This is a genomic window from Exiguobacterium acetylicum, from assembly GCF_019890935.1.
Taxonomy (GTDB): Bacteria; Bacillota; Bacilli; order Exiguobacteriales; family Exiguobacteriaceae; genus Exiguobacterium_A; species Exiguobacterium_A abrahamii.
In genome coordinates, this window is the sequence record NZ_CP082333.1 from 2,389,399 (window position 1) to 2,412,643 (window position 23,245).

The 23,245-nt window shown below is 46.2% G+C and carries 27 protein-coding genes; 8 read left to right on the top strand and 19 right to left on the bottom strand.

The annotated features are described in order from the left end of the window. Window positions 1-176 precede the first annotated feature (176 nt). Both K7G97_RS12425 and K7G97_RS12430 read right to left on the bottom strand, forming a co-directional pair. Window positions 177-713 (bottom strand): YtxH domain-containing protein, encoded by a 537-nt coding sequence (locus tag K7G97_RS12425; protein WP_087681250.1) that lies wholly within the window; start codon window positions 711-713, stop codon window positions 177-179. Next, window positions 710-1,279, bottom strand: coding sequence for a DUF948 domain-containing protein (locus tag K7G97_RS12430; RefSeq protein ID WP_029342359.1), 570 nt, complete (start codon window positions 1,277-1,279; stop codon window positions 710-712). The genes K7G97_RS12425 and K7G97_RS12430 overlap by 4 nt, the downstream gene beginning before the upstream one ends. Before the next feature lie 139 nt (window positions 1,280-1,418). Here K7G97_RS12430 and K7G97_RS12435 point away from each other — a divergent pair, with 139 nt between their 5' ends. Further along, on the top strand, window positions 1,419-2,531 hold the full coding sequence (locus K7G97_RS12435) for an aminopeptidase (protein WP_029342360.1): 1,113 nt from the start codon (window positions 1,419-1,421) through the stop codon (window positions 2,529-2,531). A gap of 53 nt (window positions 2,532-2,584) precedes the next feature. Here the strand turns inward: K7G97_RS12435 and K7G97_RS12440 are convergent, their stop codons facing one another. The 7 genes from K7G97_RS12440 to K7G97_RS12470 form a co-directional block, all read right to left on the bottom strand. After that, a complete protein-coding gene (locus tag K7G97_RS12440; RefSeq protein WP_023469073.1) occupies window positions 2,585-3,025 on the bottom strand; it encodes a Dps family protein in 441 nt (146 codons plus the stop codon). 92 nt (window positions 3,026-3,117) lie between these two features. Then, window positions 3,118-3,633, bottom strand: a complete 516-nt coding sequence (locus K7G97_RS12445) for a DUF2179 domain-containing protein (RefSeq protein ID WP_023469074.1) — start codon at window positions 3,631-3,633, stop codon at window positions 3,118-3,120. Between the two features lie 172 nt (window positions 3,634-3,805). Continuing rightward, entirely contained in the window at window positions 3,806-5,101 is a 1,296-nt protein-coding gene (gene murC, locus K7G97_RS12450) for a UDP-N-acetylmuramate--L-alanine ligase (RefSeq protein ID WP_023469075.1), read from the bottom strand. 78 nt (window positions 5,102-5,179) lie between these two features. Beyond that, window positions 5,180-5,917, bottom strand: a complete 738-nt coding sequence (locus K7G97_RS12455) for a hypothetical protein (protein ID WP_223040696.1) — start codon at window positions 5,915-5,917, stop codon at window positions 5,180-5,182. 37 nt (window positions 5,918-5,954) lie between these two features. Beyond that, a complete protein-coding gene (gene ytpR / locus K7G97_RS12460) occupies window positions 5,955-6,563 on the bottom strand; it encodes a YtpR family tRNA-binding protein (RefSeq protein ID WP_223040697.1) in 609 nt (202 codons plus the stop codon). Window positions 6,564-6,616: 53 nt separating this feature from the next. After that, complete coding sequence (locus K7G97_RS12465) at window positions 6,617-7,414, bottom strand: DUF1444 domain-containing protein (RefSeq protein ID WP_029342364.1); 798 nt, start codon at window positions 7,412-7,414, stop codon at window positions 6,617-6,619. A gap of 53 nt (window positions 7,415-7,467) precedes the next feature. Next, window positions 7,468-7,776, bottom strand: coding sequence for a thioredoxin family protein (locus K7G97_RS12470; protein WP_223040698.1), 309 nt, complete (start codon window positions 7,774-7,776; stop codon window positions 7,468-7,470). Window positions 7,777-7,902: 126 nt separating this feature from the next. On the opposite strand from K7G97_RS12470, the gene K7G97_RS12475 reads away from it, so the two are divergent. Further along, a complete protein-coding gene (locus K7G97_RS12475) occupies window positions 7,903-8,193 on the top strand; it encodes a hypothetical protein (protein ID WP_023469080.1) in 291 nt (96 codons plus the stop codon). A gap of 83 nt (window positions 8,194-8,276) precedes the next feature. Here the strand turns inward: K7G97_RS12475 and K7G97_RS12480 are convergent, their stop codons facing one another. Continuing rightward, on the bottom strand, window positions 8,277-9,290 hold the full coding sequence (locus tag K7G97_RS12480) for a PTS sugar transporter subunit IIC (protein ID WP_223040699.1): 1,014 nt from the start codon (window positions 9,288-9,290) through the stop codon (window positions 8,277-8,279). 157 nt (window positions 9,291-9,447) lie between these two features. Then, window positions 9,448-10,518 (bottom strand): M42 family metallopeptidase, encoded by a 1,071-nt coding sequence (locus tag K7G97_RS12485; RefSeq protein WP_035396484.1) that lies wholly within the window; start codon window positions 10,516-10,518, stop codon window positions 9,448-9,450. 119 nt (window positions 10,519-10,637) lie between these two features. Here K7G97_RS12485 and K7G97_RS12490 point away from each other — a divergent pair, with 119 nt between their 5' ends. Both K7G97_RS12490 and K7G97_RS12495 read left to right on the top strand, forming a co-directional pair. Next, a complete protein-coding gene (locus tag K7G97_RS12490; protein WP_012371126.1) occupies window positions 10,638-10,940 on the top strand; it encodes a PepSY domain-containing protein in 303 nt (100 codons plus the stop codon). A gap of 69 nt (window positions 10,941-11,009) precedes the next feature. Further along, complete coding sequence (locus tag K7G97_RS12495; RefSeq protein WP_195864603.1) at window positions 11,010-11,366, top strand: DUF1304 domain-containing protein; 357 nt, start codon at window positions 11,010-11,012, stop codon at window positions 11,364-11,366. A gap of 40 nt (window positions 11,367-11,406) precedes the next feature. On the opposite strand, the gene K7G97_RS12500 is transcribed toward K7G97_RS12495, so the two are convergent. Further along, window positions 11,407-11,922: a hypothetical protein gene (locus K7G97_RS12500; protein WP_223040700.1), complete on the bottom strand. Its 516-nt coding sequence runs from the start codon at window positions 11,920-11,922 to the stop codon at window positions 11,407-11,409. 116 nt (window positions 11,923-12,038) lie between these two features. Beyond that, on the bottom strand, window positions 12,039-12,680 hold the full coding sequence (trmB, locus tag K7G97_RS12505) for a tRNA (guanosine(46)-N7)-methyltransferase TrmB (RefSeq protein WP_223040701.1): 642 nt from the start codon (window positions 12,678-12,680) through the stop codon (window positions 12,039-12,041). Between the two features lie 176 nt (window positions 12,681-12,856). Between trmB and cydS the strand changes: the two genes are divergently transcribed. The 3 genes from cydS (at window position 12,857) to budA (ending at window position 15,537) form a co-directional block, all read left to right on the top strand. Then, window positions 12,857-12,958 (top strand): cytochrome bd oxidase small subunit CydS family protein, encoded by a 102-nt coding sequence (gene cydS, locus K7G97_RS17625; protein ID WP_023469087.1) that lies wholly within the window; start codon window positions 12,857-12,859, stop codon window positions 12,956-12,958. A gap of 162 nt (window positions 12,959-13,120) precedes the next feature. Next, entirely contained in the window at window positions 13,121-14,812 is a 1,692-nt protein-coding gene (alsS, locus tag K7G97_RS12510) for an acetolactate synthase AlsS (RefSeq protein ID WP_149427732.1), read from the top strand. Window positions 14,813-14,823: 11 nt separating this feature from the next. Beyond that, the gene (budA, locus tag K7G97_RS12515; RefSeq protein ID WP_195864600.1) at window positions 14,824-15,537 is read left to right on the top strand and encodes an acetolactate decarboxylase; all 714 of its coding nucleotides are present in this window, start codon (window positions 14,824-14,826) and stop codon (window positions 15,535-15,537) included. Window positions 15,538-15,576: 39 nt separating this feature from the next. On the opposite strand, the gene K7G97_RS12520 is transcribed toward budA, so the two are convergent. The 6 genes from K7G97_RS12520 to pepV are packed head-to-tail and all read right to left on the bottom strand — an operon-like array spanning window position 15,577 to window position 22,614. Next, the gene (locus K7G97_RS12520; protein WP_087681261.1) at window positions 15,577-16,377 is read right to left on the bottom strand and encodes a phosphotransferase family protein; all 801 of its coding nucleotides are present in this window, start codon (window positions 16,375-16,377) and stop codon (window positions 15,577-15,579) included. A gap of 51 nt (window positions 16,378-16,428) precedes the next feature. Further along, the gene (gene pulA / locus K7G97_RS12525) at window positions 16,429-18,570 is read right to left on the bottom strand and encodes a type I pullulanase (RefSeq protein ID WP_223040702.1); all 2,142 of its coding nucleotides are present in this window, start codon (window positions 18,568-18,570) and stop codon (window positions 16,429-16,431) included. 34 nt (window positions 18,571-18,604) lie between these two features. Next, window positions 18,605-19,480, bottom strand: coding sequence for a hypothetical protein (locus tag K7G97_RS12530; protein ID WP_231925647.1), 876 nt, complete (start codon window positions 19,478-19,480; stop codon window positions 18,605-18,607). 1 nt (window position 19,481) lies between these two features. Then, on the bottom strand, window positions 19,482-20,000 hold the full coding sequence (gene thpR / locus K7G97_RS12535; protein WP_223040703.1) for an RNA 2',3'-cyclic phosphodiesterase: 519 nt from the start codon (window positions 19,998-20,000) through the stop codon (window positions 19,482-19,484). Between the two features lie 8 nt (window positions 20,001-20,008). Continuing rightward, window positions 20,009-21,157 (bottom strand): MFS transporter, encoded by a 1,149-nt coding sequence (locus tag K7G97_RS12540; protein ID WP_223040704.1) that lies wholly within the window; start codon window positions 21,155-21,157, stop codon window positions 20,009-20,011. Window positions 21,158-21,216: 59 nt separating this feature from the next. Beyond that, window positions 21,217-22,614, bottom strand: a complete 1,398-nt coding sequence (gene pepV / locus K7G97_RS12545) for a dipeptidase PepV (RefSeq protein WP_223040705.1) — start codon at window positions 22,612-22,614, stop codon at window positions 21,217-21,219. A 321-nt stretch (window positions 22,615-22,935) separates the two neighbouring features. On the opposite strand from pepV, the gene K7G97_RS12550 reads away from it, so the two are divergent. Next, the gene (locus tag K7G97_RS12550) at window positions 22,936-23,154 is read left to right on the top strand and encodes a DeoR family transcriptional regulator (RefSeq protein ID WP_023469095.1); all 219 of its coding nucleotides are present in this window, start codon (window positions 22,936-22,938) and stop codon (window positions 23,152-23,154) included. Window positions 23,155-23,245: the final 91 nt, after the last annotated feature.

Here is a 23,245-nt window from a genome sequence, read left to right on the forward strand (position 1 = left end):
TATAGCTCGTAATAGCAACTAATTATAGCGAACTCTTTCTCTGTTGTACATAAAGAAGCTGCATGATTTCTTAAAATATGAAAATAAATTACGTTTTTTCATATAATTTTTTGATGTTTTCTCTATAAGGAAACATAGAAAAAGAGCCCTCATGATGAGAGCTCCTCATGTATTGATTATTTCTTATGATTCACATCAGACTGTGGATCATTGTCTTCCTCTTGTTCGTCTGCTAACTGTTCACGTAACTCCGAAAGTTCAACGACCGTCTCCGTGTCGATCTCTTCTGCAACAGACGCCCCATCCACTTCGTCGCCGATTTCACGTTCGATGTCCCGTACGAGTTGCTCCGCTTCTGCGAGAGCAGCATCAATGCTTGCCTGATCCTTCTCAAAGCCCGCATATTGTGCCGCTTCTTGAACCGTTGGATTGTTCTTCGCTTTTTCAATGACAGGTGCTGCCTTATCTTTCGCTAGTTGAATCCACTCACCTACGAGTGGCTCCGCTTTTTCACGGACGACTTGTGTCTGTTCCGTCAAACGTTGACGCGCAGGAGCCGTACGCTCGTCAATCAGATTGCGTACTTCACGACCTGATTTTGGGCTAGAAAGGAGAGCTGCCGCAGCACCAATCAATCCACCAACGATGACTCCGGCAAGGAAGCCTCCTCCTTTAGAAGAATCTTGTGCTTGATATGGGTGTTGTTTTGTCATGATTTACGATCTCCCTTCAACTCATCTGGAATGCTTTCGACGTCCGGTACTGACACGACTTCCGGTGTGACCGGCGCCTCTGCTTTTTTCCGGAATCGACGACGTGGCTTTTTCTCAACCGTCGTCGTTGCCGTCGAATGATTTTGAACCGTAGTCTCTGCCGGTTTATTTTTCTTAAATAACTCTACAGCGACTGAGCCCCAACGGACTGCTTGCGCAATCTGTTCTTTATTCGTATCCGCTGCACCAGCAACCGTATCGGATACTGTCCGGACAGAATCTGTCACTTTGTTTAATGACGTACCGAGTTCTTCGATCGAGTTTGCGACAGGTGCAAGCAATTCTGTTTTTTCTTCAATCGTATCGACCAGACGATTCGTCTTATGTAACAACGCTGTCGTCTCCATCATGATACCGTCTAATTGACGTTCAAGTCCTGCTGTCGTGTTGGCTACATTGTTGAGCGTCTTACTCGCAGCACCTAATACACGGGCAAGGAAAATGACGAGCACTACGAATGCGATCGCAGCGACTAATCCGGCGATTCCGCCTAATGTGATTTCCATGGTTCTTGCCTCCAATTTTTTTGCATAGTCTTTTGTTGATAGTTCGACATGTAGCAAGTCGTTCCTGCTACTCCAAATGGTTTATTTCCGTTACAATGATAAATGAAACCTACATAATCCATTTCGAGGGGGAAATTTCATGCGTGACCCACGTCTTACTCAACTGGCAACGAATCTCATTAACTATTCGGTTGCCCTTGAACCTGGTGAAAAAGTATTGATTGAAAACTTCGGCATCGAACGCGAACTGGTCGAGGCACTCGTTGAAGCTGCCTACGCGGCTGGCGGTCATCCGTTCGTTTTACTTAAGGATAATCGTATCCTACGAAAATTATACCGAAATGCTTCAGAAGAGCAACTCCAATTGATGGCAGACATCGAACGCAAGCAAATGCAAGCGATGGATGCATACATCGGACTACGTGCTGGTGACAACATCAATGAATTATCAGATGTGCCGGCTGAACAGATGAAACTGTACGGTCAAACGATCGGTAAGATGCACACACAAGATCGTGTCAAAGGAACGAAATGGGTCGTCCTTCGTTTCCCAACCGCATCGATGGCGCAACTTGCGAACCAATCAACAGAAGCATTCGAAGACTTCTACTTCGATGTCTGTACGCTTGATTACGAAAAAATGGGTCAAGCGATGGAACCACTCGTTGACTTGATGAACCGGACGGATCGTGTTCGTCTCGTCGGGCCAGGAACGGATCTAACGTTTTCGATCAAAGACATCCCAGCCATCAAATGCGCTGGAAATGCCAACATTCCAGACGGTGAAGTCTTTACGGCACCGGTCAAGGATTCGGTCAACGGTGTCATCTCGTACAATACACCGTCTCCATATCAAGGGTTCACGTTTGAAAACGTCAAACTGACGTTCAAAGACGGTAAAATCGTCGAAGCAACAGCGAACGATACAGATCGGATCAATCAAGTCTTCGATACAGATGCTGGTTCCCGTTTCGTCGGCGAATTCGCGATCGGCGTCAATCCTTTCATTCAGCATCCGATGAAGGATATTCTATTCGATGAAAAAATCGATGGTAGCTTCCACTTCACACCAGGTCAAGCTTACGAAGAAGCCTACAATGGTAATGACTCATCCGTTCACTGGGATCTCGTCAACATCCAACGTCCCGATTACGGTGGTGGAGAAATCTGGTTCGACGACGTATTGATCCGTAAAGACGGTCGTTTCGTCCTTCCAGAACTCGAAGTCCTCAATCCTGAAAACCTGAAATAAGAAAAAGCGGATGGCTCGTCCTACATAGGACGGGGTCATCCGTTTTCTTTATCTTATTTTTTCAATGTCGCACGAAGCATCCAAATTTGTTTTTCGATTTCCTTCGCTTGACCAAGTAAATCATCTTCAACCGTCACGTCTTGTGCCTCAAGATGTTCAATCGCATCGAGCATCTCTTTTCGGACTTGTTGGAAGTCTTTGATGACGGAATCAATCATCTCATCTGCCGATAATCCTGATTTCGCTTCTTCAAGCGTCGTTTGCTCTAAATACTCTTTCAGTGTCGCAGAAGGTGTTCCGTTATTCATCAGTAGACGTTCTGCAACAACATCATATTGTTCAGACACCCATGTATAAAGTTCTTCAAGCTTCTCGTGAAGCGTTAAGAAGTCTGGTCCTTTAATGTACCAATGATAATTGTGGAGTTTGACGAACAGTACCCCATAGTTTGCTACCTGTTGATTCAAGGCTGATTTTGCATGATTACTAATCATCTGATATTCCCCTTTCCTGATTTCAAATGACGTTCTATTTCATCTTTATCCTTAAATAACAAAGAATAAACATCATTCTCAGGAAAAGTGCTCTATCGAGGACGCTTTAATCCTTTCAACATATACCCACCTTTGAAGTCGACGGAATCAAATGCGACGAGAAATGCTTTCGGTTCGTATTCTTCGACGAGATTACGAAGCACTTTCATACGTGTTCGAGCCGCGAGCACGTCTAACCGGTAACGGACACCGTCTCGTCCTTGACCTTGGTAATGTGTCACGCCAAAACCATTATCGCGAATGACTTGAATCAGTTCCGCTGGAAATTCTTGCGTATGCACTTGAATCATATTGTAACCGATGGCGAGTTTTCGCTCGACATATCCACCGACGAGTATTCCTAAACCAAATCCAAGCGCGTAAACGACCATGCCGAGTGTCGTTAAGTCTTGGAATACGATTCCTAGTGCAAAAATGTAAATCAATGTTTCGACTGTGCCAAATAATCCGGCAATGACAGTCCGCCCTTTGACGAGCATGATCGTCCGTAATGTCAAAACAGGAACGTAAATCAACTGGAGCAATAAGATGAGTAAAATCTGTCCCATGGTGTCTTTCCTTTCTGTTAATAACTTCAACACATACACACTATTTCAAACTTTATTTCAAGATGCAATCCTATTTTAGATTTTCATCATCGGTTTTTTGAAATTACTATCATAATTCAAAATTACGACAAAAAAAGCGCCACTCGGGTCGAGTGACACTTTTGATTCTCGCTTATTTCACACTTTGATACTGATGCTGATACGTTTGGATATCGCCCGCTCCCATGAACAGAAGCACAGCATTTTCATGCTGACGTAGAACAGAAACGTTGTCGCGCGTCAGAATAGAAGCTTGCGGGATTTTCTCCTGCAGATCTTCGACGCGAACTTGCCCTTCCTGCTCACGTGCTGATCCAAAGATTTCGCATAAATATGTCGCATCTGCTTCACGTAAAGAAGTCGCGAAATCATCCATGAATGATTTCAAGCGTGTGTACGTATGCGGTTGGAAAATCGCAATGACTTCACGGTCCGGATATTTTTTCCGTGCCGACTCAATCGTCGCGCTGATTTCCTTCGGATGGTGCGCGTAGTCATCTACTAGGATTTGTGTGCCGAATTCCGACTCACTGAAGCGACGTTTTACACCACCAAATGTGGCTAAACGTTCAGCAACGTCGTCTTTGCTCAATCCTTCGTACTGACAGATCGCAATGACAGAGAGTGCATTCAAGACATGATGACGACCGAATCCTGGAATGAGGAACGTGCCGTAGAAATCATCACGTAAATAGACATCAAATGATGTACCATCTGGCGTTGACGTCGCGTTTTCCGCGCGGAAATCATTGTTTTCTCCAAATCCATAATAGAGAACAGGTACATTCGCTTGAATGTTTTGAAGATGCTCATCATCTCCACAAGCAACGATCGCTTGCTTAACCTGCATCGCCATTTCTTGGAATGCCGAAACGACGTCATCGATTCCTGTGAAATAATCCGAATGATCGAAGTCGATATTCGTCATGATAGCGTAGTCCGGCTTGTAATATAAGAAGTGACGTTTGTATTCACATGCCTCGAAGACGAATGCTTTCGCATCCTCTACTCCTGCCCCTGTCCCGTCTCCGATCAAGAAAGCTGTCGGTGTGATACCGCTCAAGACGTGTGAAAGCAAACCTGTTGTCGACGTTTTTCCGTGTGAGCCTGTAATGGCGACCGAACGATATTCATTTGCTAGGTGTCCTAAGAAATCGTAATAATGATGGATGGTTAAACCAAGTTCATTTGCCCGTGCGATTTCTGGGTGATCATCTCCAAAAGCATTCCCTTGGATGATGACATAATCTTCTTTGATGTTATCCGCATTGAACGGGAAAAATGGAATTCCCTTAGCCCGTAACGCGTCTTCAGTAAAAATGTGCTTTTCGATGTCTGAACCTTGCACCTCATGATTCATCTCATGTAGTACTTGGGCGAGCGCACTCATCCCTGTTCCTTTGATTCCAACAAAATGATACTTTGTCATATAAAAGCCCTCCAATTCACGTTCCGGTCCGTACCATCGGGCTCGGGTACAAAACCTGTACCATTATAGCAAACCGATTTATTTTTTACCATGTAAATTATTTTGTTCTCGACGTGCACGATACATCGCCATCAAGTCTTTCGTCGTCATAACGACGTTAACAGGCGGTCCGACCGGTTTTTTCACTTCCGGCTGAACAGGCTTATCGACCTCGGTAACAGATGGATCTTGATCTACTTCAATAGCAGATGGATCAAAAGTCGGTGCGAAGCTCTCTACTTGTTGCTCAACTTCTTTTTCATCAGCAGACTCTTCACTTGATGTCTCTGTCGGAACAACTGATTGTTCCACCGTCTCACTGTTGGAAGATGTTTCAGTTTCGTCCGTTTCTTCTACTTCGGTTACGGTCGGCACTTCTTCTCTTACGAGCTCTTCACTTGTGTGAGGTTCCGGTACGAGTAATTCGACGTCCGTCACCGGTACAAGACCAGCATCTGCTTCCGCTTCGTCTAAAACGACTTCTGGCGCGATTAGTTCTTGATTCGTCAAAGCAACCTCATCAGTATTTCCCTCTTCGACTGTTTCCGAAACCTGCTCACTCGTTTCCGTTTCTTCCGTAGCTTTTACGGTTTCCGATGCAGATTGCTTCGGACGTTGGAATCCATAAATCGGTGAAGGCACATCCGTTAAAACGAAGCGATCTTCACGCTCCTCTTTTTTCGGACGTTCCACCGGCTTTGTCTCACGTTCCCCTGCAAGCTCTCGACGAATCCGGGCAGCCTGCTCTTTTAGTGACTGTTCATAACGATTACTCATACGTTCACCCCTCCATCTTGTTAAAAAATCGGTCGAATCATCGACCGATTGAGAATGCTTCCCCTACTGCTTTTGTATCATCGAGTACAAGAATCCCTTTTTCTTGTGGTGCATCGACAAGTCCGAGCTCACGCGCTGAGCAGAGCATACCGCTTGATGGTACGCCGCGTAACGCCGAAGGACGAATGATTAACCCAGACGGCATGACCGCTCCCGGTTTAGCAACAACTACTTTTTGACCCGCCGCTACATTCGGTGCTCCACAAACGATTTGTAAAGTTCCGTTATCTACTTCTACCTGACAGACCGATAATTTATCAGCATCCGGATGCTTCTCGCAAGAAGCAACGAACCCAACAACGAATTTCGGAGAATAATCCACTTGTTCGAGTGACAATTCGATATCTCGATTCGCCAGTTCCTTTTGGATGACTGTTGCCAATTCTTCTGTCAATTCAACCGGTCCTTGTGACTCGATCGTAAACGTAGTCGAAGCATCAAACAGGTTGTAACCGACAACACGATCACCATGCTTGATTGTTGCTACGTCTCCTTCACGAGTCGCTGTCACTTCCGCACGTGGTGCGTCTTCCAAAATGATCATTAAGACGTCACCGACGCCCTCTTTATTATAAAACACATTCATTCAATCCATGACTCCCTTCCGTCTTTCTCACAATGCCTATTGTATCAGATTCTTTACTCTTTCGGCTGCTTGTTTTTCGCAAGGACGAAGACCGGTTCCAGATTACCATCTTCATATAAGAATGGTAATGCTGTGACCGGTACACGCCCGTTCGAGAAGAAGTCAAACATCAGTTGCTGTAAGACATCATATCCGGCGTCATTACGAATATCTGCGAAAATCAGCACATCCTGATGCGGAATCCCGACAGCGAATTCTCCTTCGATTTGCGCCGCATAATCTGCTAATAACGTCTTGTTCAAAACACGACTCGCCTCATATCCGTCACCGAGACTCAAGAAATAAAAGATATTCCCCGCGACTTCATCTTGTTTAAATGGCGCATCAAGCGATTTCACATTAAAACGCGCTGCTTCTGATAACTGTTCAGCTGTCCATTCAGCAGACGCCAGTAACTCCTCATCAATCAAACGATACGTCGCTCCTAGATCAAGTGCGTACATGATTTTCGTCTCACCTGTATGTGGTGTACTGACAAGCGTCTTTCCTTCTTTTGTCGTATCGGCAAACGATTTAGCACGAATGACAGGAAAGATTTTTTGCTCTTGTCCAACGAGTGAGATTTGATCCGTTTGTCCGAGTACAGCACGGATATATTCGATCGTCTCTTCGACTGCGATGACACCTCTTCGTTTTGCTTTTGCGACAAGCGGATTCAATCCGACATCAACGCCTGATTTATCGTGCTTTCGCTCAATTCGTAATACAGACTTTTCACGATCGAAATATGTCGTGTACCCTTCTTCTTCAAATGTTTGTGTCATCATTCTTCGGATTTGTTGTAGTTCCATTCGATTTCATCCTTTCTATCATGAAAAAAAGCGAGTCAGCGCTCGCTTTTTTCTTAAACCGTCTCTAAAAATGCTGTCACCTGTTCTGGTGTCTTCCGCTCTTTCCCGACATAACGCCCTGTCTCTTCACCATCGCGGAACGCAACAAAACTTGGAATTCCGAAGATGTCCATTTCCCGGGCAATTTCAATATGATCGTCGCGATCGACGTAGTAAAACTCGAAGCCGTTAAATGTTTGCTCGATTTCCGGCATGAACGGATCTAAGAAGCGGCAATCCGGGCACCAGTTTGCTGAGAATAAAAAGACGGCATTTCCTTGTTTTGCTGTATCGAATTCTTGTTTGGATTGTAATGTTTTCATGATGATTTCCTCCTTTGATTTCCCTAGAAGTCATTGCCCTCATCATAGCATATTCAATTGTGGCTGTGCGTTTTCGTGCTTGGTTTGCTATACTGCAACTAGAAAACACCTGGAAAGGACTTCACTATGGCAGATCAACCAATCAAACATCCGTTCGAACGCTTCGTCGGCTTCGTTGGCATGACGAGTTGTTTACGTTACGGCTATTCCTTCATTGATTCTGAACGAAGCTTACCCGAAATCTTTTTGTATTTGGTCGTCGGTTTTGCGATCATCATTTTACTCGAAGCACTCGGAAAACGACTCGCTCGAAAATTGCCTGTCGTACGCATGCGGTATTTGACTCCGCTTTACCTCATTTACCTCTACGTTTTCTTTACGAGTTTTTATTCAAGTTCATTCGGATTCTCTTTATGAAAAAAGCTGATTCAAAAAGTCATATGCTTGTTCGTCCACCATCCGGCCAAACAGGCGTATCCTTTAGAATCAGCTTTTTGTATTTAATATTCGATTTTTAAATCGCCATCTTGAATCCGACCGAGACGTCGTAATAGGCGATAAATGAAATAACTGATGATGCCTGGCGCAAGGAAACAGAGGACAGCGACTGCTAGGTAATACTCCATTTCGAACCCCATCGTTTTTAATAACATCAACGGACCAACGAATCCACTCGTACCCATACCGGAACCTTCCGGATTACTCTCAAGCATTAACAGAACAGTCGCAAATGGCGCTAGTATAGCACCGGCTACAGTCGGCGGTAGAAGAATCCAAGGATTTCGAATGATATTTCCTACTTGTAACATCGATGTTCCAATCCCTTGAGCAACCACACCACCGATTCCGTTATCACGGTAACTGATGACGCCAAATCCAATCATCTGCGCCGCACAACCGATCGTCGCTGCCCCTGCAGCAAGTCCATCCAAACCAAGCATGATTCCAAGCGCAGCACTCGAAATCGGCGCCGTCAATGCAAGACCCATGACGGTAGCAACAAAAATTCCCATGAATAACGGTTCGCGTTCCGTTCCCCAACGAATCAACTCGCCGAGATCCGTCATGCCTTTCCCAATCCACTTTCCCGCATAACGTCCGGCAACGAATCCGGCTAGTAACGTAACAAACGGCGTCAATAAAATATCGAGTCGTGTCGTCTTTGAAACGAGTTTTCCGACCTCTGTCGCAAGAAGCGTTGCAATGTAACTCCCTGCTGGTCCTCCTGCTTCATATCCGAACGCACCAACGGCAACTGCTGCGAACAAGATAAGCGGTGGTGCCTCAAGTGCAAACGCTACAGCCACACCGATTGCTGGTCCAGTCAGCGCGATCGCCTGCTCTCCTAACTGAATGAGAAACTTCGCCTCTACACCACGATCCACCAGTCCTTCACCAATCGTCCGGATGATGAGCCCCATGATCAACGAACTAAATAAACCAAGTGCCATATAACTTAATACGGTGATGAAATATACTTTAGGGCTAAGTGAAATCCCTTTTTGTTTGAACATCTTGTCACGTCCTTTTCTTAACATCGCGTATCATTATATCAAATCTCCTTTCTATCCGACTACATTGTTTTTTCAACTGACAAGACAGTTCATACTTACATCGTTCTTATGAAACAAAAACAGACAGCGGATTCATATCCACTGTCTGTCATGTCATTTACTTAACTTGTAGCGTCGCGAGCGTCGTCGTATCGAGGTTCGTGACGAGTTTCCGAAGCAATTCCTTCGCCGCATCATAATCATCTGTATGCATGATCGATGCATGCGTATGGATGTAGCGTGCTGGTAAACCAACGACTGTCGTTGGAATCCCATTATTCGAACGATGGATGACACCACCATCGGTTCCACCTGCACCGACATAATATTGGTACGGAATCTTGTTCGATTCTGCCGTATCGAGGACATAATCCGTCATCTCTTTTGAGAGGATCATGACACTGTCTTTAATTCGAAGCAATGGTCCTTGTCCGAGTTGACCGAATTCCGTTTTGTCTCCTGACGCATCATTGGCAGGAGAAGCATCGACGACGAACGCGACGTCGGGATCGATGAGTGCTGTCGCTGTTTGTGCACCGCGCAATCCAACTTCTTCTTGAACCGTTGCACCAGAGAACAAAATGTTCGGGTGATCCGCCGCTGTCGTCTCTTCCAACAATTCAATCGCCATTCCGACACCATAGCGGTTATCCCATGCTTTCGCCATGATCTTCTTCGGATTCGCCATCGGTGTGAACGGGAAGAATGGTACGGCAGGAATACCTGGACGTACTCCAAACGATTCCGCCTCTTCTTTTGAGTCTGCACCGATATCGATGAACATGTCTTTGATCGCCATTGGCTTATTGCGCACTTCTTCTGTCAATAAATGTGGTGGAATCGATGCGATGACACCAGGGATGACACCGTTGTCCGTACAAATCGAGAAGCGTTGCGCAAGCAACACTTGGCTCCACCAGCCACCGAGCGGTTGAATCCGCAACATTCCGTTCTTCGTGATTTGCGTCACCATGAATGCCACTTCGTCCATGTGCCCGGCAACCATGACTTTCGGCCCTGTCGCATCGCCTGTTCGTTTTCCGAAAATCGAACCAAGCCCATCCGTAACGATCTCATCCGTGACAGGTGTGATGCGCTCGCGAACGAACTGACGAACGTCGTGTTCAAACCCTGGTGCCCCATTTAATTCCGTCAGTGTTCGAAATAACTCTCTCGTTTTTTCATTCATATGTATCGCCTCCTGCTTCTCATTATACAAAAAATTGCTTCTATCACTTAACCTTTTGTTTCTCTCTGAACGAATTATTTGGTACAGTAGGAATAGAACCTGTAAGGAGGGGAATTTTAATGAAAAAACGCTATTGGATTATCGGATTGGCAGCAGCTGTCGTCGCCGCTTTCGCAGTGAAGAAAGCCGTTGATAACAAACAACTTTCTGCCGAGGAAGCGCTCGAAATCACGAAACGCACATTTTCAGCAAAAGGACGTGTCCAAGGTGCATGGATCTCTGCAACACCAGAGGCTTACGCATATGAGTCACGTGACTACCAAAGCTACAAAGGTGGCATCTCGGTCCTTGAAGGTGATGACGAAAAAACGTATCAATTCACAGTTGATGCCGAAACTGGCGCTTTACTCGAATACGCTTAATCAAAAGACCGTACTTCGATCGACGAAGTACGGTCTTTTTTCCACGTTCATCTGAAGGAGGTATGATTCATGTCGATTCTTGCTACGCTGTTCGTTATCCTCGTTGCTTTGGAACACTTTTATATTTTAGCACTTGAAATGTTCTTTCTTTCTTCCAAAGCGGCTCGTCGAACGTTCGGTTTAACGGACGAAGCTGTTGCATCACAACAAATTCGGACACTTTTTGCGAATCAAGGCTTATATAACGGATTTTTAGCAGCCGGACTAGTATTTGGTCTGATTCGAGAGGATGTTGCCATCCAATTGTTCTTTTTAGCGTGCGTCATCATCGCTGCACTTTATGGCGCCGTGACGGCTAATCGCTCCATTTTACTCAAACAAGGCCTGCCTGCCATATTTGCATTCATCTTCGTATTGCTTGCATGAGAAAAGCCCCTATCCGATTGGATAGAGGCTTTTTTCTTAATTAACGCGGGTTGTCGTTGCGTTCGTAGATCGGGTTCATGTATTCCGTCGTCGAGTATAGACGTGGAACAACGATGTATAAGATGACCGCTGGTACAGCGATGATCAACAACATCAAGAGTACCGGTAACCAGTAAACAACTTTTTGATGAAGATTATCCGAGTTACCGTCGATGTATTCTTTTACGCCATCAACTTTTGCAGCATCGGCACTCGTCAACAATTTACCGCTATCGGCATTGAAGAAGTGGATTTCACGTTTGATTGTGATGAAGATGCCGTCACGGACTGTCTCGATGACAGCGATCCCGCCGATGACTTCTTCTCCTTTTTCATTCGTGAACGTCTTCGGATCCTCGATTTCGACCGAACCTTTTTTATAATCGTAATGCGTCGTTGGTAATTCCTCATTTAATGCTTTCGTCATTTCTGAGGTATCAACCGCAGCAAGTACCGATTGACCGATACTCAATGCGAGAAAGAGCGCCGTTACGAAGGCTAAGCTTTTCTGCCACATCCCCAAATTCCCCCTTTACCTATAAGTACAAGTTCTTCAGTCAACAACATTGTACCAATTAATAAGAAAAAAGTGTGAAAGAAATACCAGGAAAATAAGAAAACTTTTTGTCTAAATTAATTTTGGTACGTTGCTTCCATCCGATAAATCGGTTGACCCATTGATGAAAAACGCTCTTCGTACTCTGTCCGAACGTTATCTTCCGGTTCATTCGCATGTAAATCAAGTGACATCCAGTCGAAGCGCATGCCGTATGCTGACATCGTCATCAAACTCGATTCGAACAACTTCCGATTATCTGTCTTGAAGTGGATTTGACCTTTCGCCGGTAAAATATCTTCATATGTCGAGAGGAATGTTTTATACGTCAAGCGACGTTTTGCATGACGTGTCTTTGGCCATGGATCAGAGAAGTTCAAATATACGCGGGACACTTCGCCTTTTTCAAAGTAATCACGTAGATCTTTTGCATCGACCGTCAAGACGCGAACGTTCGATTGTGGTGTTTCGACCAATTTTTGAACGATCGTCACCGCAACGCTTTCGAATAATTCGATTGCGATGAAGTTGATATCCGGGTGTTGGTGCGCCATTCCGGTAATGAAGGCTCCTTTGCCTGATCCCACTTCGATGTAGATCGGGTTATCATTCTTGAACTCGCTAGCCCATGCTCCTCTAAGAGATGCTGGTTCTGCTATATAGATCGAGGATTGTTCCTTCATATAATCCTGCGCCCATGGTTTATGTCGTAAACGCACTATCGTTCATCCTTTCCAAACTTAAATTATCCGCAGATAAGTTTATCATGATTCGGGTAATTATATAAGAACTTCTTCGTTTCCCGTCGAAGAATGTTCAGCAGTTCGTCACTTGAGAAATAGTGAGCATTCTAATACACTTAAGGTACGTAAGAACCGAAAAGGAGGGCTATACTGTGGATGATTTCTTGATTAGTTGGGCATCTCCCATCGTTCTCGTCTTGGGAATCACTGCTTTGTTCGTCTGGGCGACTTTCGGAAAAGTCGACGTCGAATAAGGGCAATCTCTGTACCTTGTGTAATCGTACACAAGGTACTTTTTTTATTTTCTAAACAATTTTAGGTTGGTTTTACCATGAAACAGATGTATACTTTTTTTGAAACAGATAATTTATTACAGCTATCGAACACCAAAAACGTTGGTAAAAAGGAGAATTGTAATGAACGAAAATAAAAACAGTGATTCAAAAGAACTAGTACAGAAGAAAACAGGTGCGGATCTAGTTGTCGATTCACTCATCGAGCAGGGTGTCGATTACATCTTCGGTATTCCCGGCGCCAAAATCGATTCCGTCTTCAATGTGTTACAGGACCGGGGACCTGAACTGATTGTTGCACGGCACGAACAAAATGCTGCATTCATGGCTCAAGCCATCGGACGCTTAACGGACAAACCGGGTGTTGTCCTTGTGACATCTGGTCCTGGGGCATCAAATTTAGCGACTGGTCTTGTGACAGCGAACTCTGAAGGTGACCCTGTTGTCGCAATTGCCGGAGCTGTCACGCGAGCCGATCGTTTAAAACGAACACATCAGTCGATGGACAATCAGGCACTCTTTACACCGATTACGAATTTTAGTGCTGAAGTGCAAGATGCCGACAACATTCCAGAAGTATTATCGAATGCTTTCCGAACAGCTGAAACGACAGCTGGAGCTGCTTTCGTCAGTATCCCGCAAGACGTCGGGCTAAGCGAAGCGAACGTCACGGCGTTCCGTGCAGTTGAAGCACCAAAGCTTGGTGTTGCACCAGAAGCATGGGTCGATGAAACAGCCCGTCTGATTCAAGAGGCAAAACTCCCTGTCTTGTTACTCGGTATGCGTGCGAGTCAACCAGACGTCGTACACGCGATTCGTTCGTTACTCAAAAACGTCTCGATTCCTGTCGTTCAGACATTCCAAGCGGCCGGCACATTATCACGTGAGCTTGAATCGAATTTCTACGGACGTGTTGGATTGTTCCGTAATCAGCCAGGAGATGCGTTACTTGCAGAAGCGGATCTCGTCCTCTCAATCGGATATGACCCAATCGGTTATGACCCGAAATTCTGGAACCAACCAACGCACGACCGGACGCTTGTGCACATCGATCAAATGCGTGCTGAAATCGATCATTTCTATCGTCCAGATCATGAGCTTGTCGGTGATATGGCGAAAACCGTCGATGCGATCGCTGAACGCCTACGACCACTCACATTACCTGAAAGCTCTGTTCAGTTCCTTGAAGGATTGCATCAACGTCTTGTCGATCGTGATGTTCCTCCTGTCGCGGATTCTCCGTTGACGCATCCACTTTATTTCATGAAGACGTTGCGTGAAAAAATTGCGGACGATGTCACCGTCACGGTCGATGTCGGCTCACACTATATTTGGATGGCACGTCACTTCCGTTCGTACGAACCGCGCCACCTCCTCTTTAGTAACGGAATGCAAACGCTCGGCGTCGCACTTCCATGGGCAATCGCAGCTACACTCGTTCGTCCCGGAAAGAAAGCGGTCTCGATTTCAGGCGACGGCGGATTCCTCTTCTCTGCAATGGAACTTGAGACAGCTGTCCGTTTGAACTCACCACTTGTCCACTTCGTCTGGCGCGACAGCGGATTCGATATGGTCGCGTTCCAACAAGAGATGAAGTACAAACGGAAATCCGGTACGTCATTCGGTGACGTCGATCTCGTCAAATATGCGGAAAGCTTTGGAGCAAAAGGACTTCGCGTCAATCATCCTTCGGAACTCGCAGCAATCATGGATGAAGCACTCGCGACAGACGGTCCCGTCATCGTCGATGTACCGATCGATTACCGTGACAACATCGCGCTTGGAGAACAAGTTCATCTCGATCAATTGAACTAAGGAGGATTCACATGGCACACGATAAAACACTCGTCCAGATTTCAACGATGATGGCACTGCTTGACGGCGTATTTGAGAGTGAAGTCACGTATGCTTCCGTCCTTGATCAACGTGATTTCGGTATCGGAACGTTTGACCACTTAGACGGTGAGATGATTGGATTCGATGGTCAATTCTATCAACTCCGCTCAGATGGTAGTGCTCGACCGCTCCAACCTGAGACGACGACACCTTTCGCGACATTAACCCGTTTCGAGCCGGAACAAACCCTGACCGTGACGGAAGAGATGTCAAAAGCGACGTTTGAGCACTGGCTGAACGAACAACTCCCAACGATCAATAGCTTTTATGCTATCCGGATTGACGGAACATTCACGGAGGTTCAGACACGCACCGTCGCACGCCAGGAAAAACCGTTCGTTCCAATCACGGAAGCTGTCGCTTCTCAAAGCGCTCGTACGTTCGAGCACACGGAAGGAACGCTTGCCGGATACTATACACCACGATTCGGTCACGGTATCGCCGTCGCCGGATATCACCTTCATTTCATCGATGCTGCCCGCGCAGGTGGTGGTCACGTCTTTGACTACACAGTTAAGAACGTCACCGTCACATTCGAAGAAAAACCACAACTTGATTTACGTCTACCGACGACAGAGGCTTATCGATCGGCAGATCTCGAAAGTCACGATATTGAAAAAGAGATTAAAATCGCAGAAGGTTAAGCAAAAAGCGTGTCGTTCCTTTTCGGAATGACACGCTTTTTAGTCGTTTGAGTATTCAAGTAGCTGTTCAAGAAAATGATAACTGTCGTCGACATCCGGATGACGCGTATCTTCATACCAGTAGAGTGACAATACCGCTTGCGCTACGACATACCAGTGCATGCGTCGCTTCAAATCACTCGTTAAAGGATGTCCATAATGTTCAAACCATTCTGGCCAAGCCGCTTCGTCAACATAACTGTATAACATCATTCCAAGATCGTACGCACGGTCAGCAATGATCGCATCATCCCAATCGTTCAGATAGAGTTGACCATCTGCTCCCGTCAACCAGTTATTGTGGTTTAAATCTGAATGACAAACGACCTGTTCATCCGTTCTGACCTGCTCCAGATTTTGTTCGAGGTAAACCATCGCATGTTCCACGAGCTCCGGATCCTCTAAATCATCCGGTTGAAAGTACAAACGACATTGTCGCAATAACTCATCAGGTTCGATCGGGCGCTGGTCAAGCTGTTGTAGCATGAACAGTAATTCCTTCGAATCATGGATTTTCCCAAGCAAACGTGCTACTTCAGGACGTTCCATCATTTCAGGCTCTAACTCGTCGCCTTCAATGAACTGTTGGGCGCTGATGACGTCCCCACTATAAATCCGTTTCGTCCATAATAACTTCGGAACGATTCCGTCTGCGGATAAAATCGCCAAAAAAGGCGATGAATTTCGTTTTAAGAACAACTTCGATTGTCCGGTTGAAGCGATGTACGCTTCTCCTGTGATTCCACCTGCTGGCGTAAGGGTCCAGCCTTCGCCAAGCGCATCTAAAATATCTAATTCCATTATAATCCGCTCAACTTTTTTAGTAGATTTGCCTAAGGCACAATGCTTATCTTAACACGTTGCGATCGTCGTTGACAACGGAAGGACCTGAATCCTGTCGACACCTTTCAGAAGCGGGTCGACCGAAGCCTCATCCCCTTGTACATGCACATTCCAGCGCGAATGATCAAGTGAGACTTCAACGATTTCGCGCGTCGTATTGTAAACGATGAGCGTGCGTTGCCATGCATCATACGAGTGGACCGCTCCAAGTTCATAAGCAATGACACCCGGACGTAAGTCGATGAAATGAAGCAACTCGCGAATCTGATTTGCTCGGTGCAACCGGAATCCGCCATGCATCCTACGAATCTGCAAAATCGTCTTGATGTATGTGACAAGGGACAAATGATCATCCCGCCGCTCCCAGTCCATTCGATTGATCTCGTCTGGTGCGTTATAGCTGTTTTCAACACCTTGTTTCGTACGCAAGAACTCTTGACCTGCGTGAAGAAACGGAATCCCTTGCGCAAACAAGGCAATCGTCTGAGCTAGACGACTCATCCGCAATAATTGCTGTTCATCCGCCTCTGGACAAGATAATTTTAATTTATCGTATAACGTATGATTGTCATGCGCCTCGACATAATTGATGGAATAGGTAGGTTCCGGAAAACGTCCGTACGTTTGATTGTCGATGTGGATACTTCCCGCAATCCCGTTTCGGACCTCCCCTTCCTTCCATCCATCTCCGGCAACGAATCCTCGGTCGAACTCACTGAACGTCGATCCTTTTAACGCGTCACGGAACACATCATTAAAATGGGCGATCCGCGGCATTTGCGCAGCGGAGGCACTCATCGCCTTTAATCGTTCCGGTAACGCTGTCGCAAGATCCCATCCTTCTCCATACACCAGAATCGTTGGATCAATCGCATCGAGCGCCGCGCGAACATCATTCATCGTCTCAATGTCATGAATCCCCATCAAATCAAATCGAAAGGCATCAATCCGGTAGACTCGAGCAAAGTACGTCAAACAGTCAACGATCAGGCGGCGCATCATGAATCGCTCGGATGCGGTATCATTTCCGACACCTGTTCCGTTCGATAGTGTTCCGTCTACTTCGTAGCGGAAATAATAACCAGGGACAAGTTGTTCGAGAGAGGAGCGTTCTCGAATGAAGACGTGATTCATGACGACATCGAATGTGACACGAATGCCTGCTTCATGGAGTCGCTCTACCATTTCCGCGTATTCTCTGATGCGAACGAGTGGTTCAACCGAACTCGCATAACTCCCAGCTAGTCCGAACCAAAGCATTGGGTCGTATCCCCAGTTATATGGAGACCGCGTTCGTTCATCGGTCGTCTCAAAAAAGTGGACTGGTAGCAATTGCAGATGGGTGATCCCGAGATCCAGGAGATAATCAAGTCCCGTCGCATGACCTCGAGGAGAGCGCGTTCCTCGTTCCGTCATCCCTGCGTATTGACCCGGATGACTTGAACCAGCTGAGTGATCGATCGTGAAATCACGGATATTCGCTTCGTAGATGACAGCGTCTGACGGTTTGACGAACAGAGGACGCGCGACGCGCTTCGGGAACCACTTGGTCATCGTCCGTTCGACGTCAACGATGACGCCGTATCGACCATTCTCCGATATCGCACTAGCGTACGGATCGACGACCTCTTGTGTGCCAAGGTATGTCGTCACTTCATACCGATACCAGCACTCTGCGATATCTTGTTCCAGTTGAAGATGATAGGCGCCTTGCTCTTGTCGCTCCATTTCGTGCTTTTTGAGTAATCGTTCATCTTGATCGTACACGACACACATGATCCGTTCTGCGACCGGTGACCAAACAGCAAAATGAAATGCACCCTCTTCTTCCCAGACACCAAGCTTCCCTTCGTAACGGTACTTGCGCTCGAATGCTTCCGTCCGGACTAACCGGTCGGGAACAACGCGTATTGACCGACCTGCTCCAAATACCTCATATCGGCATTCTAGCTCGACCGGTTCCAAAACCGTCAATTCATAAATCACCAGTTGTTCCTCACGGTGTGTCTCGACTTGCTGGATCGCAAGTGATTGTCCATCACATTCAAGCGACCAGTGGATTGACGGATTGCCTTCGACCTCGACCCGGATGCTTTGGAACGATAAGAACTCCGCCCGGATCACTGGTATCGCTACTTCTTGATTTGTCATCTCTTTCGCAACGACAATGCCGTCGCTCCCTCCCTTACTCTTGGATTCGAGACTGTCCCTCACTTTGAATCGCCATGTGAAACGGAATCGATACCGTCTCTTTTAGGATTTTTTCACACACCCGCATCTGAAATGCCTTTGTATGTGTCGCATTCGCATTCATTCGTTGCACCCAGTTCGGGAAATCGACTTTATTGACATACGTCGTCGTCGTTTCTTTTGGAATTTGATCAAAATAACCTGAAGGGGCGAGGATGACTCGTTCGATCGGCAAGACGTAATCTCGGCCGAGTACGACCCGTAAAATATCTTCTGTCCGCTTTAAACCGATGTTCGGATTCAAAATTTGTTTCGCAGAAGCCTTAAACGGCTGCTCCCGCCATAACTTATCTCGCCGGATATGATAGATACTTTCGTCGCCATCGAGCCACTCCATGATATAAATCGCGGACGGACCGACGACAAATGGACTCAACTCGACTTCTCCGACTTGATATTGGATGACCGCTCGATAAAACATCGCATATTGTTCATTTAGTAGATGCAACATCTGATAGAAGTCTAAATGACGTTTTAATGGAATCCGCCAAATGTCCTCCTCTCCTGCTCCGCCAGTGACGTTCAAGAGCTTTTGTAACTCGAGACGTTTTTTGTACCATTTATCAAACGCTCTTCGAGATAATTGTTTACCCGGAAGTTGAATGACTTCACTTTTTTTCATCACTTGCCACCACTTCTTCGGACGGATGAGCGTTTCCCCTGGAAACAACTCTCCTGCCTCCCATCTGCGGTAGACATGGGCATAATCAAGTGCCTGGTGTTCACCGAATCGTTTCGTCATCTCTAGCGGATTTTTTTCAAATCGACTATCTAAGTCATATAGTTTCATCAAAATTGCGATGGGGATCACCTCATTCCTCTTCACCTAGATGAATCCGATAAACCGGCTCATATCGCGGTGAAACCTCTGGTCGTACTTCAAATAGAACGAGTTCACGAACAGTCCACTCTACTAATCGGATCGGACTCGTCTCCCATTCGGCTGCCTCAGCGCGCCACTTTTTCGCGATCGTGACATGCGGAACGAATGGTCTGGTCGAATTCGGATCAATCTGTTCCACTAATTGAAACAATTCTTCCGATTCCGTTCCAAATCCTACGACACGTGGTCGTTCATCCCGACCGAACGTGATCAAACGATCGAATCGTAGCACGAACGGTTCCATCGTACGCGCGATCTGCTGTAACTGCTGTTTCCACGACTGCTGTTCTTTTTCCTCCAATGGACCGAAAAAACGAAGTGTTAGATGATACTCTTCTAATGTATAGACGTTACGAAAGTACTCAGGTAGCGATAACCGTTCAGCAAGATTCGCTAAATCTTTAGAAGGGATCGGCAAAGCAATGAAAAAGTGTCGTTCTTGTCTCATCGTCGCGTTCACTCCTTCATACGACCACTGATACCATACAGAATCGCGCCTAGGATACTACTACTTGTATATACCCAAAAGACGATATAGATTGTACTCTTCTCGAGTACAAAACCACTCATCAGATTAAACAACGCTGTCGCGAGTCCCGTCGTCGTTGCCATATATGTACTGACGGCTGTTGCGACCATCGTCTCTGGAACGAGCGATCGGACATAATCTAAGGCGACAGGGATCAACAGACCTACGATCATTCCTTGCATCGCAGATAATACCCACAGCATGACGATTGGAAGTTCTAAAGCAATCATTGCCGTCCGCGCAGCCGACAACAAGGAGACGAATACAAGAACCGGAATCGCTCCGAATCGTAATAACAGACGCGTCGCGATGCGCATGAACGGAATTTCGCACAGAACGGCGACAAAGAATAATGTTCCGACGAGTGCCGTCGTCTCGCCACGAATCGTGACATAGCTGCCAAAGTAATAATTATTGGCGAAGATGGGTCCGAAAATCAAACTTCCCCCTGCTAGGAATAACAGGAAGCGTCGATTCGAAAAGAGCTGTTTTAACGGTACGGGTTGCTGATGTGAAACATGGACGCTGCCCGTCTCTTCAATACCAATCAGCACAAGGAAACCGAGAACCCATGCTGCGCCAGTTGCGTAAAAAATCAGATTTAGTCCGCCACCCTCAGTGATTTGCCCAAGAACAAAAACAGCTAAAGCGAACCCTGCTGAGCCGAAAAGACGTAAAGCTCCGTAATCCACTTTACGCTTTCGTGTGTACTCGATCGCTAATGTATCCACGAGCGGAATATGCGCACACTGGAACAACGCCCAGACACAAGAAATCAACAATAAAAGTAGATAAGCAGACGTCAGTAAGTAGCTGAGTGTAAAAATACCGGCAGCAAGCATCGCGACGAGCAAGAGTCGTTTCGGTTTCCCGAGTCGATCCGCTGCGATTCCCCAGACGGGTTGTAGGAAAATGGAGAGAATCGGTCCAATCGCAACGATCGTTCCAATCTCTGAAGCCGACAGTCCGAACGCGTCGTTTGAGAAATAGAGTGCGAGATACGGAATGAGTGCTCCTTGTCCAAAGAAAATAAAGAAATATAAAGCTTGGAAATGATAGGTTTGACGATTTTTCACACGGAACTTCCTTTCAAGAAGCAATCCCCCCATCTTTACGATGCGGGGATCATCAATCATTATTTTGCGAGCTCATAAATCGCTTCTGCATAGATTGCGACAGCAAGCAATAGTTCATCAAAATCAACATATTCATCGACTTGGTGAGCAACTTCAGGACCACCCGGGAAGACTGGACCAAACGCAACTCCCGCCGTCAACGAACGCGCATATGTGCCGCCACCAATTGCTATCAGATCAGCTGATTGGTTCGTGTGGCGCTCATAAACGGCGCTTAGCGTCTTGATCAATTCATGGTTTGGATCGACATGGTGCGGTGTCATATGCGTCCGCGTCTGCAATTCAAAACCATATCCTGCCGCGGCTTCCTTGATGATTTGCAGACGTTCCGTAAAGTCTGCTGTATACGGGTAACGGATATTGATCGATGCCGTTCCTTGCTCTTCAGCGTAACGGAATACACCGCCATTGATCGTTAAGTCACCTGTCTCGTCTGAAGCAGCGACACCGATCGCTACACCGCGAGAATCCCGGAACATATGCGTTACGAGTTGAATGTAACGACGACCGTTATAATCCAAATGAAGCGTATTGAGGAAACGCGCCAAATGTAAAGCGGCATTTTTACCATTGTCCGGCTCCATCGCATGGGCTGCGACACCATTGACATCAAGTACGAGACCTTCCGTTTCTTGCTTGACTGTTCCCGTCAAACCTTGTTCTTCAAGATAACCATGGAAATCCGTCTCAAGCGTTCCTACTTCGACGACACGAAGAAGCGCTTGGGCATGACCTGGAACCATGTTCGGACGTTCGCCACCTTCAAAACGAACGAGATGGTAGCCTGTATCAGATGCTTGCGCTGGTTTACCTTGAATCAATAACCCATCATAGAGTCCTTTTTCCGCATTGATGATCGGGAAGTCGGCATCTGGTGCAAAACCGAGTGTTGGCATCTCTTCATGTTTGAAGTAATGATTGACACAACGCCATTCACTCTCCTCATCCCCTCCTGCAATCAGACGGATGCGCTTCGAGAGTGGTAAGCCAAGTTCTTTGACGATTTTCAAAGCGTAATAAGCTGCCATCGTCGGTCCTTTATCATCAATTGCTCCACGCGCATACAGTTTTCCATCTACAAGCGTCGGGTTGAATGGACCGTATGTCCAGTGATCGCCACCAGCTGGTACGACGTCTAAGTGACAAAGAATACCGAGTAACTCTTCCCCTTGACCATACTCCAAATGTCCTGCATACCCATCGACATTTTTTGACGTGAACCCATCGCGTTCCCCTGTCGCGAGCATCCAATCGAGGGCACGTTTGACTTCATGACCAAACGGCGCGCCCTCTTCGATCGTGGATTCGTCGAGTACACTCGGAATCCGTAATAGTTCTTTTAAATCTTCTAATAAGTCCTCGCGACGTGCGAGTACTTCCTCTTTCCAATTCACCATCTGATTTCGCTCCTTCATTACGGGTTTTGGATTCGTTTCCTATACACCTTCCTAGTATAGCGAATATTCGTTCAGATACGAACATCCAAATTCTGTTTTCTTTTTTATTTATTGAAATGACGAACATTAATCTGAAATAAAACCCTAATCATCGACTTTACAAACTATTTGAATATGTTTTTTATGAAAACGTTCGGTTAAATTACTTGCATTTTAATATCAAAACGTTATACTAAAGGCGAAACAACTGGATATTGCATTGTCTTTTGTCACCCGAAGCTTTAGAACACTATTCTATCCATTGGGGGAGTGGTTATACCAATGAAAGATTCTACAGACCGTATGTTGACCCGGATTAAATCGATCTATCTCTACATCCAAGAGAACGGAGCTACTACGACAGCAGAGTTGGTTGAAGAGTTTGGCATCACTTCAAGGACCGTCCAGCGGGATTTGAACGTGCTCGAATACAACAATCTCATTGTGAGCCCTCGACGCGGTACATGGACGTCGAGTAAGAAACAAAAGCAAGCGGGTTGATCCACTGTTTCACTATGTATATCTTTCGATGACGCGATTCTTCGCGTCTTTTTTTGTTATCTTTTTTAAAACGTGGGGTATAGCTATTGGG